General features: G+C 64.7%; 17 protein-coding genes. 10 read left to right on the forward strand and 7 right to left on the reverse strand.

Going from position 1 to position 17673, the window contains the following annotated elements; all coding sequences use genetic code 11:
- The first annotated feature begins 76 nt into the window (after positions 1-76).
- The 4 genes from WAN02_RS05940 (at position 77) to WAN02_RS05955 (ending at position 3605) form a co-directional block, all read left to right on the forward strand.
- Positions 77-730 (forward strand): TetR/AcrR family transcriptional regulator, encoded by a 654-nt coding sequence (locus tag WAN02_RS05940; RefSeq protein WP_422263240.1) that lies wholly within the window; start codon positions 77-79, stop codon positions 728-730.
- Between the two features lie 69 nt (positions 731-799).
- Positions 800-1537 carry a TetR/AcrR family transcriptional regulator gene (locus WAN02_RS05945; protein WP_422263241.1) on the forward strand — a complete coding sequence of 246 codons (738 nt, stop codon included), beginning with the start codon at positions 800-802 and terminating at the stop codon, positions 1535-1537.
- A 206-nt stretch (positions 1538-1743) separates the two neighbouring features.
- Positions 1744-2562 (forward strand): hypothetical protein, encoded by an 819-nt coding sequence (locus WAN02_RS05950; RefSeq protein WP_422263242.1) that lies wholly within the window; start codon positions 1744-1746, stop codon positions 2560-2562.
- 179 nt (positions 2563-2741) lie between these two features.
- Positions 2742-3605: a hypothetical protein gene (locus WAN02_RS05955; RefSeq protein ID WP_422263243.1), complete on the forward strand. Its 864-nt coding sequence runs from the start codon at positions 2742-2744 to the stop codon at positions 3603-3605.
- Between the two features lie 41 nt (positions 3606-3646).
- On the opposite strand, the gene WAN02_RS05960 is transcribed toward WAN02_RS05955, so the two are convergent.
- On the reverse strand, positions 3647-4261 hold the full coding sequence (locus tag WAN02_RS05960; protein WP_422263244.1) for a TetR/AcrR family transcriptional regulator: 615 nt from the start codon (positions 4259-4261) through the stop codon (positions 3647-3649).
- 81 nt (positions 4262-4342) lie between these two features.
- Between WAN02_RS05960 and WAN02_RS05965 the strand changes: the two genes are divergently transcribed.
- Together WAN02_RS05965 and WAN02_RS05970 are read left to right on the forward strand one after the other, a co-directional pair.
- Positions 4343-4792, forward strand: coding sequence for a limonene-1,2-epoxide hydrolase family protein (locus WAN02_RS05965; protein WP_422263245.1), 450 nt, complete (start codon positions 4343-4345; stop codon positions 4790-4792).
- A 1-nt stretch (position 4793) separates the two neighbouring features.
- Complete coding sequence (locus WAN02_RS05970; protein ID WP_422263246.1) at positions 4794-5951, forward strand: spirocyclase AveC family protein; 1158 nt, start codon at positions 4794-4796, stop codon at positions 5949-5951.
- A 214-nt stretch (positions 5952-6165) separates the two neighbouring features.
- On the opposite strand, the gene WAN02_RS05975 is transcribed toward WAN02_RS05970, so the two are convergent.
- Positions 6166-8559, reverse strand: coding sequence for an acyl-CoA dehydrogenase (locus tag WAN02_RS05975; protein WP_422263247.1), 2394 nt, complete (start codon positions 8557-8559; stop codon positions 6166-6168).
- 92 nt (positions 8560-8651) lie between these two features.
- On the opposite strand from WAN02_RS05975, the gene WAN02_RS05980 reads away from it, so the two are divergent.
- The gene (locus WAN02_RS05980; RefSeq protein WP_422263248.1) at positions 8652-9404 is read left to right on the forward strand and encodes an enoyl-CoA hydratase/isomerase family protein; all 753 of its coding nucleotides are present in this window, start codon (positions 8652-8654) and stop codon (positions 9402-9404) included.
- Positions 9405-9514: 110 nt separating this feature from the next.
- A complete protein-coding gene (locus WAN02_RS05985; RefSeq protein ID WP_422263249.1) occupies positions 9515-10522 on the forward strand; it encodes an NAD(P)H-dependent flavin oxidoreductase in 1008 nt (335 codons plus the stop codon).
- 1 nt (position 10523) lies between these two features.
- On the opposite strand, the gene WAN02_RS05990 is transcribed toward WAN02_RS05985, so the two are convergent.
- From WAN02_RS05990 to WAN02_RS06000, 3 genes are all read right to left on the reverse strand, one after another.
- On the reverse strand, positions 10524-11720 hold the full coding sequence (locus tag WAN02_RS05990) for a thiolase family protein (RefSeq protein WP_422263250.1): 1197 nt from the start codon (positions 11718-11720) through the stop codon (positions 10524-10526).
- The gene (locus WAN02_RS05995) at positions 11717-12157 is read right to left on the reverse strand and encodes a Zn-ribbon domain-containing OB-fold protein (protein ID WP_422263251.1); all 441 of its coding nucleotides are present in this window, start codon (positions 12155-12157) and stop codon (positions 11717-11719) included. The genes WAN02_RS05990 and WAN02_RS05995 overlap by 4 nt, the downstream gene beginning before the upstream one ends.
- 93 nt (positions 12158-12250) lie before the next feature.
- Positions 12251-12547, reverse strand: a complete 297-nt coding sequence (locus WAN02_RS06000) for a hypothetical protein (protein ID WP_422263252.1) — start codon at positions 12545-12547, stop codon at positions 12251-12253.
- 144 nt (positions 12548-12691) lie between these two features.
- Between WAN02_RS06000 and WAN02_RS06005 the strand changes: the two genes are divergently transcribed.
- The gene (locus tag WAN02_RS06005; RefSeq protein WP_422263253.1) at positions 12692-14278 is read left to right on the forward strand and encodes a class I adenylate-forming enzyme family protein; all 1587 of its coding nucleotides are present in this window, start codon (positions 12692-12694) and stop codon (positions 14276-14278) included.
- A gap of 28 nt (positions 14279-14306) precedes the next feature.
- Here WAN02_RS06005 and WAN02_RS06010 read toward each other — a convergent pair whose 3' ends face one another.
- On the reverse strand, positions 14307-15797 hold the full coding sequence (locus WAN02_RS06010) for a class I adenylate-forming enzyme family protein (RefSeq protein ID WP_422263254.1): 1491 nt from the start codon (positions 15795-15797) through the stop codon (positions 14307-14309).
- Between the two features lie 103 nt (positions 15798-15900).
- Positions 15901-16359, reverse strand: a complete 459-nt coding sequence (locus tag WAN02_RS06015) for a MaoC/PaaZ C-terminal domain-containing protein (RefSeq protein ID WP_422263255.1) — start codon at positions 16357-16359, stop codon at positions 15901-15903.
- A 220-nt stretch (positions 16360-16579) separates the two neighbouring features.
- On the opposite strand from WAN02_RS06015, the gene WAN02_RS06020 reads away from it, so the two are divergent.
- Positions 16580-17673, forward strand: a 1094-nt coding sequence (locus WAN02_RS06020; RefSeq protein WP_422263256.1) for an FAS1-like dehydratase domain-containing protein, incomplete at its 3' end; no start/stop codon positions are given.

Here is a 17673-nt window from a genome sequence, read left to right on the forward strand (position 1 = left end):
CCCGGCCCCCGCCCCTGCTGCAGCGTCACACCGGCCGACATCACCTCGTCGTCGACGCGGCCCGATGGGAGTGCTTGTGACAGCGCAGGAAACCACCGAAGCGCGCACTCCGGCGCGACGGCCTCGCAGATCGTGGAGCTCCCGCCGCCCTGAAGTGTTGGCCGCTGCCCGCGAGGTGTTCGTCGCGTCAGGCTATGCAGGCACCACAATGCGGGCGATCGCGACGGCCGCCGACATCAACGAGGCGATCCTCTACCGATATTTCACCTCCAAGGAACAACTTTTCGAACACGCCATCGCGGCCCCACTTGAAGAGGTTGCACTGAGCATCGCAACCCCTGCCGAATCGGCCCTGGACATCGAACGGCTCACCGTCCGCTTCTTCCGCGAACTGCTGGAGGCGATGCGCACGCTGGCCCCGCTGCTTAATGTTGTTCTCGGCGACGAAGAACTGGGACAGCACTTCTATCAACTGCACATCGAGCCCGCCCTCGAGCGGATAAAACTCGCCACCCAAGACAATTTCGCGTCCTGGGCACCGTCAAATTTTGACGCGGGCCTGGCCACCCGAGTGGCATACGGCACGTGCTGGTTTCTTGCCCTCGACGATCGCTTCGGCACCGGATTGGGGCAAACGAGCGACGACCTCGCCAATGAACTGGCGCGGATGCTGTTGAACGGCCTCAAAGACGATCTTGGGCCGGTGACGTCTGGTGAGCAAGCCGACTGAATAAGCGCAGACACCCACAAGGGGCCGCGCCGTGGGGGAGTAGCCTCTGGCGGCAACGGTGAAAAGCGCTTGTATCGACCGCATCTCGGCCAGGCCAGCGCGCGGTGGACCGATGTCCGCCGCGCCCGCAGGCGCGATTTGACCGCTGTGGGCCAGGTGGCGCTGGGTAAACTTGTCGGGGTGTCGGCCCGAGCGTCCGGTAAGAATCACCCGCGGCAACGTCGCCCCCGTCGTTCGGCGGATGAGCAGCGGAAGACGATTCTCGCCGCGGCGCGCGAACAGTTCATAAAGTCCGGTTTCGCGGGCACCAAGATGCATGAAATTGCGGCTGCGGCCGATGTCAACGACGCGTTGCTCTATCGCCACTTCGAATCCAAGGCGCAGCTGTTCGATCAGGCAATTTGCGGTCCGTTGGCCGAGACGGTGGCACACGCGTTTGCTCCGGCGTCCGGCGAAGAGGACGTCAAGGCGCTCTCACAGCGATTCATGGGCGAACTCCTGGAAGCGATGCGTGAGATCCTCCCGTTGCTGATTGTCGTGCTCGCCGATGCCGAGCGTGGCGAGGAGTTCTACTGCAGCCGATTGCGTCCCGCGATCGACGAGGTTGTTGAGGCAACGCGTGCCAATCTGGAATTGTGGGAGCACCAACGCTTTGACCCCGAACTAGTCGTCAGGATCGCATGGGGCGCGTGTTGGGTTCTCGCACTCGATGAGCGCCTGGGCGGCGGACCGGCGCTGGCTGATGATGTCGTCGACAACGTGCTCGACATCATCTGGAGCGGGTTGCGAGCCCGTGTCGACCCTTGATGACGCGGTCGTCAGCCTGGTAGCGGGACGCACCGCTCGCTAGTCGTTGCCGACCTCGATCTGTGCCCTAAATCTTTGAAACAGCAGGCTATCCGCGCAATCGCTATTTTGCACTTGCCCGTATCAAAATATCGCTCGAGGTCTTGACGCAGTGTGGAGCCTAAGTCTAAGGTCCGTTGTAAGTAGGCGCCTACTTTGGAGGACCGATGATCTATCCGACGTTCCAGCCCGACTGGTCAATCAGCGCAACCTCAAGCCTCGCGGCCGAGATCGTCTTCGGCGCTGCGGGGCTGGCGTCGATCGGCTACTGCGTCAACGTGGCGCGCCGCGAACACAAGGTCTGGCCGCTGTGGGTGATCGTGGGCTCGATGCTCACCATGCTGTGGGAGCCCTTCACCGACATGCTTCTTGATTGCGGGTACCCAAGGGGACCCAGGTTCATGATTCATAACTGGTTTGGCCACGATGTGCCGCTCTACATTTTCTTCGTCTACATCTTCTACTTCGCCCTCCCTGTGACGTGGCTCTACCAACGTCTGGAGGCGGGTGCGACACAACGTCAACTCTGGAAATACACCGGTGTTCTCGTGCTAGCGGCCGCCTTGTTCGAACCGTTGCCTGTCGCCCTCGGGTGGTGGCGCTATTGGGGCAATCAGCCGCTCAACTTCACAGGGCTGCCTCTGAATTGGTGGTTCACAAATGGGACCTGCGTAATGGCTGCGGCTGTCGCCCTCTACCTGGTTCGCAGACATCTGCTGAGCAGCGATCGTCAAACGTGGGTCTTCGCGCCCCTGATGCTGTTGGCGCTGTGGGCATCGAAGTGCCCCGACATCCCTATGGTGTGGATGATGAGTAACACCGAGAGCATATTGCTGCGTACCCTGGGGTCTCTCGGCACCATGGTCCTGTCCCTCGGCCTGCTCTGGGGCATGATCCGTGCTGTCGCGGTCGATTGGCATCCCGCGAGCGAGCATCGGCGCTATCCCACCGCGAGTGAACAGCCAGTGGGACACGGGCAGATGTGAGCATGAAGCGAGTGACGCGACGTTGACCTCGGTGCGACTCCAAGTCTGTATGCATGGTCGAAGTCGCACTCCTGCTGCGGTTTTCGAAATTGCTCGACAGCTTTGCCCGAAATGGGGCGCTCTGCGGGCCGGGTTTATATGGACCAACTCCGCGGTCCGATCGCGGGAGAAGGTAAACAATGACCACGCTTGCGGCACCGCATGAGATGCACGCCAACAATCAGCTGCTGTGGATCTTTGCAGCAGCCAACCTCGTTGTCGCGCTGGCAATTACCGTATGGGTGCTACGGCGCCAGCGCGCGCAGGGCGGCGACATGCGCCTTGCCATGTCGGTACTCGCCGGCGGTCTGATCTCGCCGCTGGTCTGTCCGCTGTGGGACTACCTCACCCACACACTCCATGCGCAGCCGTCGCAAACCGTCGTCGTGTCATTCTTCGATGGCCGCGCGGTAACCGCTTGGAACTACCTCGCCTACTACTGGTTCATCGGCGCGCTGGGACTCTTCGCGTACCAGATGATCAAAGGCGGCGCGAGTGTCAAGCAACTGTGGCGGCTCTGGGCCATCATCGCGGCAGCCGACATCCTGCTCGAAGTGCCTCTGCAGTTGATAAACCGGGACATCTACACCTACTTCGGCGATCACCCTTTCTACTCCTACGATTACTTCCCGCTGCCCATGTTCTGCTGGGTGACCAATGCGGCGTGCCCGCTGGCGACGGCGGCCGTGATCATTCTGTTCACGTCAACCCAGGTTCGTGGCTACCTGTACGTGCTCCCACTCGTCGTCGCATCCGCTTGGTTCGGGATCTTTTACGCGGTTCCGGGGTGGATGTATTGGACCGCTCTTGGATCCGACGCAAACACACCGATTATGCACGCGGTCGCGGTGATCGGCTTTGCCGTGTTCCTATACCTGTATCACGTTGTGGCGACGGCATCGGTACGCGCAGTATCCACTGGTCCATCCGGGTTTCACTCAGTCGCGACAACCGCACCCGACTCGGTCGCGTCAGGCGCCACCGTCGGTACGGACAAGGCGTAGTGACTCGAACGAGTCACGCATTGTTTGGGCAGCTTCCGATGTCAGTCTCGGGCACGGAGGCCGTCCCAGATGATGCTGATCAGCTCGGGCGCGATCTGCGTAGGTTCGCCGGTCGGAGTATCACCGAATCTGTTGTGCAGGGCGATGAATAGACACATGCCACACACGGTCATTGTCGCGAGATCGGGGTCGAAGTCGCGGTGTGCCCAGCTCGGCAGGTTCGTGTCGATGCTCTCACGAAGCTTTGTTAGGGCAGGCTGGAAACGGTCGCGATAGAAGGCTTTCCCACGTTCGGCGTCTCCGAGCACGGCAAGCAGCAGGGGAGCGATGTCGCCCATCGCTTCAAGGAGCTCGCAGACGAATCCTTCTGACACGGCACGGACTTCGAGATCTCCCGACGCGGGTTGCAAGGCGGCGCAGACCGCTTCCTCCAGCGGTCGGGCGACCGCCTCTTCGAACATCTGCTCTTTGGTGCTGAACGAGCGGTAGAGCACGGCGTCGTTGACATCGGCTTCGGCGGCGATCTCGCGCACGGTCGCGCCGGCGTACCCGGAGGTCAGGAAGACGCGGCGCGCCGCACTGAGGATCTCCTCGCGGCGTTCGGCCTGGGACCGCCGAGATCGGCGCTGCCGGGCTTGTTTTGTTGGCGTGGGCATTCTTCGGAGTGTACTTGACAGAAGTGAGCGCCTACTTCATTGTAGTCAATGTAAGCGCTCACTTCGAAGAAGGGCTGAGACGTGGTCGTTGCATTCCCCGAAAACGCCAACATCGTTCCGGCCAACCCGGTCGAGCAGGTGGTGTTCGATTTTTTAACCCAGATGGGTCCGACCCTCGATGACGTCAAACGTGATTATCGCGAACACTTGACCGACGACGTGATCTGGGACAACGTCGGATTTCCGGTGATCAAGGGTTTGGACGCGTCGATCGCGCATCTGGATACCCTCAACCAGGTCACCGGCATGGAGTACTGCACCATCGAGATCTACAACCTCGCTTCCATGGGCAACGTGGTCCTCACCGAGCGGCTCGACACGATGTACCGCGAGGATGACTCGGTGATCATCGATTACCGCATCATGGGCGCCCTTGAGGTCCGTGGCGGCAAGATCTGTCGCTACACCGACTACTTCGACACCATCCCGACCGCGCAGGGCTTTGCGCACCTTTTCGACCGAGTCAGCTGACATGGCAACGACGTTGGCCTCGGCGTCACCTACACATGTGACACCGAGAACCACCGCACCGGTGAAGTTCTGGGCGCTCATCGGCTGCCTGATGTGGACGTTCCAGATCTATGTGCTGCTGCGCTGGCTGACCGGCCCCTTCTTTACCCCGGTCGAGTACGGACCGGACTCGCCGCCCGCGGCAATGAAGGTGGCGATCATCGCGGTGATGGCCGTCCAGGGGATAGCCTTCGTCGGCCTTGGGTACGTGTGGATCGTGCGGCCGCTGCGCCGCGACCGCCGGATCGGTTTCGACGGCATGGTGTTCATCGCGTTCACCGGCTTCTACTGGTTCTGGGATCCGATCGGCAACTACTTCGCCCTCACCAGTTCCTACAACGCGTGGATCCCCAACATGGGGTCGTGGGTCAACGACCTCCCGGGGTGGCGGTCACCGGGCGCGCCGGGTGCGCAGATTCCCGAGCCCTGGTTGGTGGTCGGTCCCGGCTACGCCGTGTACGGGACGGCGATGGTGGTCCTTTCCTGTTGGCTCATGGGCAGGATGCGGGCGCGTTGGCCGCGAATGGGGACTTGGGGCCTGCTCGCTGTCGTGTTTGTCGTGATGTTCGTGCTGGAGACGGTGATGGAGATGACCGGAACCCGCGTTGGGGTATGGGCATACGGCGGCACCAACGGGCTTCCGACACTGTTTCCCGACCACTACTACCGATACCCGCTCACCGAATCCCTCTGGGGTGCAGCGGTAACCGCGGTGGCCTATATGCGCTGGTCGCGCGACGACGAGGGTGAATCGGTCGCCGAACGTGGACTGTCGCAGGTGCGCGCGCCGCAGATCGGCAAGCAGGCGATGCGGCTGATGGCCATCAGCGGCTGCGCCTACAGCCTGATCTTCGTGGTCTACTGGCTGCCCGTCTTCGTACTATGGCGTTCGCAGCCAGCAGGCTGGCCGCTTGACTTGCAGATGCGTTCCTACCTTGGCAGCAACCACCGGTGCGGACCGGGCACGCACGTCGCCTGCCCTAACCCCAATGTTCCGTACACCCGGCCGGGATCGATCAGCATCACCCCCGACGGGAAGCTCTACGTTCCACCTGGAACACAACTTCCCAATGATCCAACGACATTCGAAGAAGCGAAGCGACGGGCTGGAGCGAAATGAACAAGGACACGTTGCAGGGCTACGCCTGTCTGGCAGTCGCCGCCACGCTGGCGGCGGTGATCGTGACCATCATGATCGCCAGCATCGCGCATTGGCTCACCACGTGACGTCCGCCGATACGGCCGCATAGACGATGTTCAAGGCGTTTCGTACGCCACGATTGCAGCTGCACAATGAAATTCGGCCTGGGCCCGAGAGACCGGCGCCAGCGTGGTCAGCGCGGCTCGCGCGGCAGCCCGAGCAATCGTTCAGCCAGCATGACGCGCAGTACTTCGTCCGTACCGCCGGCAATCCGGTAGCCCAGGGCTCCCATCAGCCAGCGGTTCCATCCGTAGGTGCCCCATTCACCGGTGTCGGCGACGAACGCTGGTCCAAGTAGCAGGGCGGCGAGTTCGCCTATGGCGCGCAGGGATTGGACCAGGAACAATTTGTCGATCGCGCGTTCCGTGCCGATCAGCTCGTCGTCGGGCACCGCTTCCATCCGGATCTGCTGAAAGCGAGCGGTCTGAATGCGGGTGAAGACCTGCCCCCACGCGTCGCGCACCATCGGGTCGTCGTCTCGGCCCGACCGGACAATGAGCTGCCACAACAACTCGACGGCGCGCACGTTCGTCTCGTGGTTGCGGTCGCCCGTCGAACGCCGTTCGGCTGCCAGTGTTTTCGTGGCGACCTTCCAGCCGTCACCTTCGGGACCGATGCGCATGGCGTCGTCCACGACCACATCGGTGAGGAAGACTTCGCAGAAGCTGGCGCCGCCGGTCATCTGGCGCAGGGGGCGGACTTCGACGCCAGGGGCGTCCATCGGGACGAGGAACATGGTCAGCCCCCGATGCTTGGGCGCTTCCCGATTCGTGCGTACCAACGCAAGGCCGAGATCAGCGAAGGCGCCGTTGGACGTCCAAACCTTTTGTCCATCGATGTGCCATCCGTCAGCGCGGCACTCGGCACGCGTGCGCACTCCAGCGAGGTCGGAGCCCGCATCTGGTTCGCTGAAGAGTTGGCAGGCGATGATGTCACCACGCCGGATGCCAGCCGCGTAGCGGGCCACCTGCTCGTCGGTGCCGAAGTCGGTGATGGCGTGCCCCACGGTGCTCAGCCCGATGCGGATCGGGTTCATGTCCGGTATCTCGAACGCGCCCTCGATCATCCGGTACAGGCGTTCATAAGATGCCGGAAGGCCACGGCCACCGAATCGTGTGGGACCGGTGATCCAGCCGTATCCGGCAGCCCAGCGTTTGCGTTGCCATTCCTGGGCGGCGCGGGCTTCCTCGCGCTCCTGCTCACCCGAACTCTCGTGGAAGAGGGCGAGCCCCTCATCGCCCTCACCCCACAGAGCCGATGCCGCGACGCGAGGACGCGCGTTGGCGGTCAAGAACCGCAGCGCTTCCCGGGCGAAGCCACGTTGGGCGTCGTCAGCGGCCAAACCGAGCAATCCCTCATGCGCAGAAGCGTTTTCGGGCTTGCCGGCGAGGTCATCGCTGGCGGCTCGGGTGCGCACGGCCTCGTCGACGACGCGTGCCCGGTGCGCGGGGCCGCTGCCGAACAGCGCGGCCGACGAAAGCGCCCGCTTGTAATACAGATGCGCGGGATGCTCCCACGTGTAGCCGATCCCGCCGTGCAGCTCGATGTTTTCGGTCGTCGCATAGACGGCGGCATCGGTGCACTGCGCGGCCGCGAGGTGGGCGAGCATGACCCGGTCGGTTGCGCCCGTGTCGACCGCCGTCGCGGCGGCCTGCGCCGACGAGGTTGCCCCCTCGACTGCCAGCAGTATGTCGGCGCAGCGGTGTTTGACAGCCTGGAACGATCCGATCAGGCGTCCATACTGCTCGCGCACCTTCGCGTACTCGACGGTCATGTCCAGCACCTGTTGTGCTACGCCCACACACTCGGCGGCAAGAGCGGTGAGAAACACCGGGAACGCTGCCGCCAGGGCGGCCGCCGCACGGTCGGGGCCGCCGACCGGACGGGCGTGGGCGGCTTCGAGGCGCACCCGGTAGAGCGGGCGCGTGAGATCGAGGGTCTCCTGCGGTGTCACGATCACGCCGGACTGATCGCGCTCGACGACGAATAACCCGACGCCGTCCTCCGAGGCGGCGAACACGACAATGCTGTCACTTGCGGCCGCCCATGGCACAAAGCTCAGCTCGCCGTCGACGGTGATCGTGTCCGCGAAGTGTGTGCGACACACAGTGCGGGACACATCGAATCCGCCGTCGGCGGCAGGGGGCGCCACCGTCGCGACAAGATCACCGCTGCACAAACCGCTCAACAATTCTTTGTAGGCATCCGCGTCGCCACTGGCCAGCAGCAGCTGTGTGGCCAGCACCGATGTAAGCAGTGGTGCCGGCAGCAGCGCGCGGCCGGCCTCGATGAACACGACGGCTTGTTCCAGGCTGCCGAAGCCCGCGCCGCCGAACTCCTCGGGTACGGCGAGGCCCTGCAGTCCAAGCTCTTGACCCATCCGATGCCACAGCCGCCGGTCGAATCCGTCTTCGGAGTCGATGGCGCGGCGCACCTGCGCTTCGGTGCATTCGGCGCCCAGGAATTTGCGCACGGTGTCGGCGAGCTCGCGCCGTTCGGCGCGTGTTGTCAGGACGGTACCGGTCACACCCAGCCCCTCAATAAATCGGTTACTACTATAACTATATAGAAGGTAGTCTTTGGATGGGAAAGATGCCAGCGGCAGGAGGCCGACACGTGGTGAGTGCGGGTAGCGAGCAGACCGGCGGCGTCGTGCTGCGCGAGGACGCGTCGGGCGTCGCCTACCTCACGCTCAACCGGCCGGACAAGCGCAACGCCCTTGACGTCGCGACGTTTTTGGCCCTGGAAGCCCACGTTGCCGAGGTGGAGAAAGCGGTCGAGACGATCGGCGCCGTCGTCATTCGCGGTGCGGGACGGTGCTTCTCGGCGGGAGCGGACATCTCGGGGCCGACCCGGGCGCCGCGGCGCAACTTCCAGGCGTCGGTCATCGAACGGCTGGCCAACCTGCCCCAGCCCGTCGTCGCCGTGGTGCACGGGCACTGTGTTACCGGCGGACTCGAACTCGCACTGGCCGCCGACCTCATCCTGGCCGCCGAGTCGGCGCGATTCGCCGACACGCATGCGAGGTTCGGGCTCGCCGCGACCTGGGGGCTCACCCAGCGCCTACCACGACGGATCGGACCGTATCGCACCCGCGAAATGATGTTCACCGGAAGGGTTTTCGATGGCCGCGAGGCCGCGGAGATCGGCCTCGCATCACGCTGCGTTCCCGACGCCGACCTCGAGTCCGCCACCGCCGAGCTCGTCGAATCGATCACGCGGGGATCGTGGTTCAGCCACCGGGAACACAAGCAGGCGCTGTTGCGCACCGACGGGATGGCGCTGTCGGCGGGACTGGCCGACGAGAGTTTTCGGACACAACGGGTGGCGCCGGACTTCGCCGAACGCGCGGGGGAGCGGTTCGTGCGGTGACCGCGACGGCTCAAGAGCGTTGAAGGAGCCCGAATTACTAAGGAAGGCAGGAGGATTGATGTGACGGTGAAACCAACCGGGCACCATGTCATGCCCCGGCCGGTCCGATCATGAGCCTGCCGGCCGAGCTGCGGGAGAGGTTGACCCTTCCCGCGATCTGTGCGCCGATGTTCGGCGTCACGGGCCCGGCGCTGGTGCGCGAAGCCTGTCTGGCGGGCATCATCGGCGCGCTGCCCCGCGCCAACGCCGGCAGCGAGGACACCTTTGCCGAGTGGCTCACCACGATCGAGCGCGACCTGCAACGGGCCTCCGAGCGGGAGCCGTCGCGCCGGATCGCGCCCATCGCGGTCAACCTGCGGATCCAGATGGGCAGCGCGGACTTCGACCGGCAGCTGCGGCTGTGCGCCCGCCACGGCGTGAAGATCATCATCACGGCCGGCGGCGACCCGAGCGAGGCAACCCGGCGGGTCCACGACCACGGCATGTTGCTGTATCACGACGTCACGTCGCTTCGGTTCGCCGAGAAGGCCATCGCCGCGGGAGCCGATGGGCTGACCTGTATCGGCGCGGGCGGCGGTGGTCACTCCGGCACGCTCGGACATCTGGTGCTGGTGCCCAAGGTGCGGACGATGTTCGACGGGACGATCGTGATCGCCGGTTCGGTCTCCACGGGTGCGGCCATCCGCGCGGGCGAAGTGCTCGGGGCCGACCTGGCCTACCTCGGCACCCGGTTCATCGCGACCCGCGAGTCGGACGCCGACATCGCCTACAAGCAGCTCATCGTGCAGAACAGCTCGACGGACCTGCTCTACACGCCGGACATCGCCGGCGTGCCCGCGAACTGGATGGTCGAATCCATGCGACGACTGGGTCTGGATCCGGACAAGCTGCCCACGCCGATGCGAGGAGGCCGGACCTACGATCACCTTCCACCACACGTGCGACCGTGGAAGACGCTCTGGTCGGCGGGCCAAGGCATCGACCTGATCGACGACATCCCCAGCGTCGCCGAGCTGGTCCTGCGCCTGCGCGCGGAGTACGTGGCCGCTTGCGGGCAGCCGGACATGAGCGCGCAGGCTAGATTGACGACCGCCGAGGCCGGCGCGCAGGCGATCTGACTCAGCCGCGCCCGGCGGTCAACAGCATCGTCCCCGCGATCGGCCCGCCGCCGTTGGACACCGCCACGACCTGCGCGCCCGCCACCTGACGGTCCCCGGCTTGCCGGCGCAACTGGAGCACCGACTCGTGCACCAGCCCGTAACCGTGCAGCCGGCCCGCCGACAGCTGCCCGCCGGCGGTGTTGAGTGGTAGTTCGCCGCCGAGGCTGATGCGCGACCCGCCTTCGACGAACGCGCCGCCCTCCCCGGGTTTGCAGAACCCCAGCGCCTCCAGCCAGACCAGGGCCAGCACACTGAACCCGTCATAGAGCTGAACGGTGTCGACATCGGTGGGCCGCAATGACGTTCGGCTCCACAGGTGCTTGGCCGCGCCCGTCGCGGCCATCTCGGCGAGCGCAGGCTGCTGGTCCCAGGAGTAGCGGCCGCGGAACGCGGTCCCGACGGCCTCGACGTACACCGGGCGGACACGCAGGTCGGCGGCGGTGTCCGCGGCTGAGACGATGACCGAGGTAGAGCCGTCCACCGGAACATCACAATCGAACAGGCACAGCGGCCAGGAGATCATCCGCGCGGCGAGGTAGTCATCCAAGGACAGCGGATCGCGGTAGACGGCAAGGGGATTCAGCGCGGCGTGGCGGCGGCAGGTTAGCGGGATCTGCCCCAACTGCGCGCGGGTGGTACCGAAGTCATAGAAGTGTCGGGTCGCCAGCATCGCCAGCCAGTTGGACGCCGACGGAGCCCCGAACACGCGTGGCCACCCCATCGCGTCCGGCGAGGCCTCCCCGTCCGGGTCGTAGACCGCCGCCCGCCCGCTGCCCCGCTGCGCCGTCGATTCGGTCACCGTGCGGTAGACCAGCACATGGCGAGACACGCCCGCCGAGACGGCCATCATGGCGGCCACGATCGCCGACAGCTGGCCGGGCAGTTCGTCGGACCCCTGGAACCAATTCGGTTGCAGCCGTAGCGAATCGATCACCGCGCTGGGCGGCGGGCCGGCGTATCCGAACGACGTGAGGTTGTCTCCACCCGGGTAGGTGGTGATCCCGTCGATCTCCTCGCGGCGCAATCCGGCATCCTCGATCGCGGCCAGAGCCGACTCCACGGTGAGGTCGATCGCCGAGCGTCCCAGCCGACGGCCTATCGCGGACTGCCCGATACCCGAGATGACGGAGTCGTGCTCGAAATGGCGACTACTCATGGGGCCACCGGCCGGAACAGCGGATAGTACAGGCCGTGGCGGTGCAGGAACGCCACCTGGACCCGGTCGCCGATGCGCACCGACCAGGGGTCGCAATCGACGATATTGGTGGTCAACCGCAGATCGTCCTGTTCGTCGATGCCCACAATCGCGATGACATACGGCTGCTGACCGGGCGACCACTGTTGGACGTTGACGGTGTAGGTGAGGACGGTGGCGAGTCCCGAAACGGGCTGGGCACCCACGTCGCGGCTCAGGCACCGCGCGCAGGCCGACCCGCCCGGATGAGTCCGATAACCACATGCCGCACAAGTCCAGAAACGCAGCACGCCGTCGGCTCCGCTGAGCCAGAAGAAGTCGTTGGGGCCGTCGAGGCCGAACCGCTCCCGATGGAGCAGTGGGTCGGTCTGAACGAATCGATGAGCGATCGCGGCCATTGCCCCTTCGTCCTAGCGACGCGGTATTTAGGTATAACAGTAACCTAAAATGGCCGGTCTGATCTCCCGTCCGGGGTCCAAGCAGGCCGGGGGCTACTGTCCTCGAGGTCCACTGATCCGCGGCTGCAGGCCGAACCGTTGCATGAAGACACCGGCGGTTTTGGCGTGTTGCTCGTAGCGGACCTTGCTGGCCTGCAGCGAGGCCAGTCGCCGTTTCGACTCTTCCAGTGCCTTCGGGTCACCGCCGGATGCCTCGAATTCGGCGATGCGCTGGGACTCAGCGACGATCTCCTCCGAGAGCCGAGCGGCCACTTCCCGGTAAGTCAGCAGGTCATAGTCGTCTTGCGACTCGTCGCGACTGACCAGCTCGGGCTCTCTGGCAGGCGTCATCGCCGGCATCTCCTCGTCGTCACGGTGATGTGACAATCATAGATCGGATTATTCCTGAAGCCCGATCCGATTCGGAAATAACCATCTGATATAACTATTTAAGCCTGGTCTCAGCGCGCAGGCCAGCGTCCAACGGGAGATGTGGTGAACACTTCGGCTACCGAGCCTCAGCCAGCCTCAAGCACGCGCGCGGATGACCTTGCCGCCGCTGTCGGACGGGGTTCGCTCGCGGTTCTTCTCGCCTGGCGCGACGCCGAGGCGCCCAACCACCCGTTCCTGTTCATCGAAGACCAGTCGGCGTGGACATTCGGCGAGCTCACGACCGCAGCGGCGCGGCTTGCCGGCGAACTTGCGGCGGCGGGTGTGTCGCGCGGCGACAGGGTGTTGTGCCGCATCGGCAACGACGAGCGGTTCCTGGCTGTGCTGGCGGCCGGGTGGTCGCTCGGTGCGGCCGTCATCGCGATGCATCCCGGCGTACCGCACCATGACGCACACCGGGTGTCGACGTCGATGGATGCCCGTGCCGCGGTGGTAGATCCGGGCGAGGCCGACGACCTGAGCCATCTCGGACTGACCGTAGTGCCATTCGCACGGTTGACCCACGAAGGTGTCGACGGGGCCCAGACGCTGGCGGTACCCGATGTTGCCGGCGATGAGCCTGCCTTGGTTCTACTCACTTCGGGTTCCACCGGTGCGCCGAAAGGTGTTGTGCTGACTCATGACAACGCGTGGTCGAACCTTCGCGCGACCGTTTCGGCGTTCCGGTCCAACACCGATCCCAGCCCGCTGCCGACAACGGCCAAGCCGCCAAACCTGATCGCCAACCCCCTTTCCCACACCGCAGGCGTGGTGCGCCTGCTCTTCGCGCTGTACGTCGGCCGCGACGTGGTGTTGCTGCGAAAGTTCGGCGGCGCGCTGGCCAAGCGACTGGTGGACCAGTTCGGAATCGACAATCTCACCCTTAATCCGGCCATGCTGCGGATGCTGCTGGAGGAGGTGCCCATCGGGCAGAAGCTGGGCGCGGTGCGCTACGTGTCCTCGGGCACCGCGCCGCTGACTCCGGCGCTGCGCGAGGAATTCGAATCGCGGTTCGGTGTACCGGTATTGCAGGCCTATGGCCAGACCGAGGCGTTCGGCGGCATCGCGATCGAAAGCGTGCGCGAGGTGCTGGCCGGGCGGCGCAGAGCCGGCTCTGTCGGACGGGCGCTGCCCGGCGTCGAGATCCGCATCGTCGACGAACACGGCGTTGAGAGGCCTGGCGGGTGCGACGGCGAAATCTGGGTTCGATCCCGCTCGGCGACCGTCGGCTACCTCAATGCCGACGAGACAACGCCGTTGGGCTCCGACGGCTGGTTGCGCACGGGTGACCGCGGCTATCTCGACGGCGACGGCTACCTCTACATAACCGGACGGGTCAAGAACATCATCATCTGCGGCGGATTCAACATCGCCCCCGAAGAGGTCGAGGCGGTACTCGAAGACGACCCCCGTGTGGTGGAGGCCGTCGTCATCTCGCGCCCAGACGAGCGACTGGGAGAGGTTCCAGTGGCGGTGGTCGAGTCGACGGCGGCGCCCGAGGCCCTGCTCGAGCAGGCGCGGTCGCGCCTGGTCTCCTACAAGCGCCCCCGTGCCCTGTTCACCGTTTCATCGCTGCCCAGGGTCCCTAACGGCAAGATCGATCGCGCCGCGGTGACCCGGCTGGTGACGCAGTTGGAAGGCTCCGACAGCTAGCGGCTACTTGGGCGCATGCATAGCGGCGTCAGGTGCGCTCGTGTGCGAGCCTGGCCTGGGCTTCGCGCCGCACGATCTTGCCAATGTCATTTCTGGGTAGCTCGTCCCAGACGACGATCCGCTCCGGCGTCTTGGACCCACGCAGCCGCTCACGCACATACGCGATCAGTTCGAGCGGTGTGGCCGTCGCATTCGGGTGAAGGACGACGGCACTCTCGATGCGGTATCCCCACTCGTCGTCGGGGACGCCGACCACAACGGCGTCGGCGACGGCCACATGGCGCAGCAGGACCGCTTCGATTTCGGCCGGTGCGATGTTTTCGCCGCCGCGAATGATGGTGTCGTCGGCGCGCCCAACGACGAACAGGTAGTCGTCGCGGTCGAGGTAGCCCGTGTCGCGGGTGTCGAAGTATCCATCAGGGTCAAGCGTTGAGCCGATTCCGGCGTATTCACCGGAGATCTGCGCCCCGCGAACCCAGATCCGTCCAGCCTGGCCGTGCGGCAGCGGATTGCCGTCGTCATCGCGAATCTGAAGGTGCACACCGGGAAGCACGTGACCGGCGGAGTGCAGCCGGGCCCGCACGATGTCGTCGTCGCTGGCGGTGGCGGCCCGGTGGTCCTCGGGACTGAGCACGGCGATCGTCGAGCTCGTCTCGGTCAGGCCGTAGGCGTTGACGAAGTCCACCTCCGGCCAGGCCCGCAGGGCGCGCTCGATGACCTGCGGCGGCATCGCGGCGCCGCCGTAGGCGACAGTGCGCAGCGTTGGCACGTGCAGGTCTTCGTCGTCTGCGTCGACGATGCGGGCCAGCATGGTGGGCACGACCAATGCATTGGTGATGCGTTCGCGCCGTGCGAGGGCCAACCATTGGGCACCGCTGAACTGCTCCAGGATCACCGACCGCCGGCCCGCGTAAAGGTTGGTGACGGCGTTCGCCACCGCCGCGATGTGATACGGCGGCACACTGATCAATGCGGCGTCGTCGGGACCGGCCGACCCGAATTCGATCGTGTCGAAAACGTAACTGAGCAAGTTGGCGTGCCGGATCACCACGCCCTTGGGTTCCGACGTGGTGCCGCTGGTGTATATCAGCACCGCCGGACGATCGTCGTCGGGCGCCTCCGTGGCATCCGCGGGCTCATCGAGGGCGGCGCTCCAGGTCGTCATCGAAAATGTCTCGATGCCGTCGGCGGCAACCCGTGCACAGTGTTCGTCGTCGGCCACGGCCACCGCGTTGGGATGGTGAGCAATCAACTGCCGTAGTTGCTCGTCCCCGAGTCGGTAGTTCAGCGGGATGAGCGGGACCCCTGCCCGAGCGGCGGCGAACAAGCTGGCCGGAAAGAGCGGGCTGTTGACGCCGAGGTAGATCAACCCGTCGGCAGCCCTGTCACGCAATATGCGCGATCCGGCGAGACTGCGCCGGCGGAGGCGCTCGGCGGTCATTCCGCCGTCACGAAAGCCCAGCACGATGCGGTCGCCGAAACCATCGGCGGCCATGTCAAGGAGTAGGGAGAGGTTCATCGATTGTCTGACTTACTCATCTGGCGGACGGCTATTCAGTGATATTAGTTTAATTAGTTACCTAATGCAACGGCGTTGGCAACGCGGATGGCACCGCCCGGCGCTATGTCGCAGCGGCATCCCGAGCGCGGACCATGATGTCGATATGCCCGTGCTGCACGACTTCGTCATGCTGGTTGAGCAGCTCGAAATAGCGTTCGACGACGCCACGGTCGCCGCGGCTGGTCCGCCTGACGTCGGTGATCGTGAGGCGGAAGCGGACGGTGTCGCCGATGAACAGCGGTGCACGAAACTGCCAGTCGCGAATGCCCAGCATCGCAATGGCCGTACCGCTGAACAGGCCGGTTCGGTCCAACAGGCCGGTCAAGATTGCCAACCCGAGAAGGCCATAGACGACGCGTTGCCCGTAGACGGTGCTGCGAGCGAACTCGACATCGGTGTGGATGGGATTGAAATCGCCACTGAGCCCGGCGAATCCGACGACGTCGGTCTCGGTGATGGTGCGTCCGGCGCTCAAGAAGGTGTCACCGGCACTGAGCTCTTCGAGGTACTTCGCCTCCATTGTCTTCCTTACGGTGGTGTGCGACGGCCAGGCGCCAAGCCTCGAGGCCGCCGGTAGCCCGAGCGGGATGCCGATCACAGTCGTTGGCTTTAAAGCGTTAGTTTAGACATCGAATAATCGAAGCACCAAGCGGTAACTTGCGGGTGTGATCGGGCACACGACGTGTTGGAGGCCGAGATAACGATGTATGATACTCCTATTTATATGGAGAGGATGGGCGATGACGAGCGTGACGACACCGGAGGCGGCCTCGGAGCAGCCCGAGTTCGGCAAGCTGACACCAGCTGGCCTTGAGGCATTCCGCGGCAAGATCGGGGTCGACTGGCCGTACGACCGTTGGACCACCTGGAATGAAGCTGCGACGCGCGACGGAATCCGCCACTACGCCAACGGCTTCGGCGACGACAACCCGCTGTGGTGCGATCCCGACTACGCCGCGCAAACCCGATGGAATGGCATCATCGCCCCGCCAGGATTCCTCGAGGGAGCGGGTCTGACGCCCAAAGTGACAACGCCGCGTGAAGTGCGCGCCCGCGGTCGCGGCGCGCTGTCGGGCGTCCATATGTTCTGGGCGGGCGACCACATTCGCTATTTCCGCCCGGTCCGTGAAGGTGAGCGCATCTGGGTCCGCCGTTTCTACACCGATATCAAGGAAAAAGAGCGGTCGCGGTTCGGTGGAAAATCGGCTGTGTCTGTGCGCCGACGCGTGTACTGGAATGACGCCGGCGATCTCATCGCCATCTGGGACGCCGACTTTGTCCACACCGAACGTGCCACGGCGGCCGAACGCAACACCGAGAACAAGCCGTTGGTGCAACACCACTACACGCCCGCGGAACTGGACGAGGTGGACGAGCATTACGCCCTGGAGTCGATTCGCGGCGGGGAGAAGCGCTACGTCGAGGATGTCGAGCCGGGTGAGACGTTCACGCCGCGGTTCCGCGGTCCGTTGGTGACGGGCGACGTGATTGCCTGGTTGCAAGGCAACGGCCGGCACGAGATTTTTCCATACCGGCTGAACTGGAAGAACCGGCAGCGGATGGGCGGCTTCTACTCCCGCAACGAATTCGGCGCGTGGGATTCGGCCATGCGCGTTCACTGGGACGATGCCTTCGCACGATCGGTCGGCGCGCGCCGGGCCTACGACTACGGGATGCTGCGCAACGCGTGGCTGATGCACGCGGTCACCGATTGGATGGGCGACGATGCCATCATCGTGGCCGTCGACGACCGGGTGACCGGGTTCAACACGTTGGGGGATCTGACCAAGATCACCGGCGAGGTGTCATCGGTCGATGAGTCCAGCGGTTATCC

The sequence above is a fragment of the Mycobacterium sp. genome, from assembly GCF_049281135.1.
Classification (GTDB): domain Bacteria; phylum Actinomycetota; class Actinomycetes; order Mycobacteriales; family Mycobacteriaceae; genus Mycobacterium.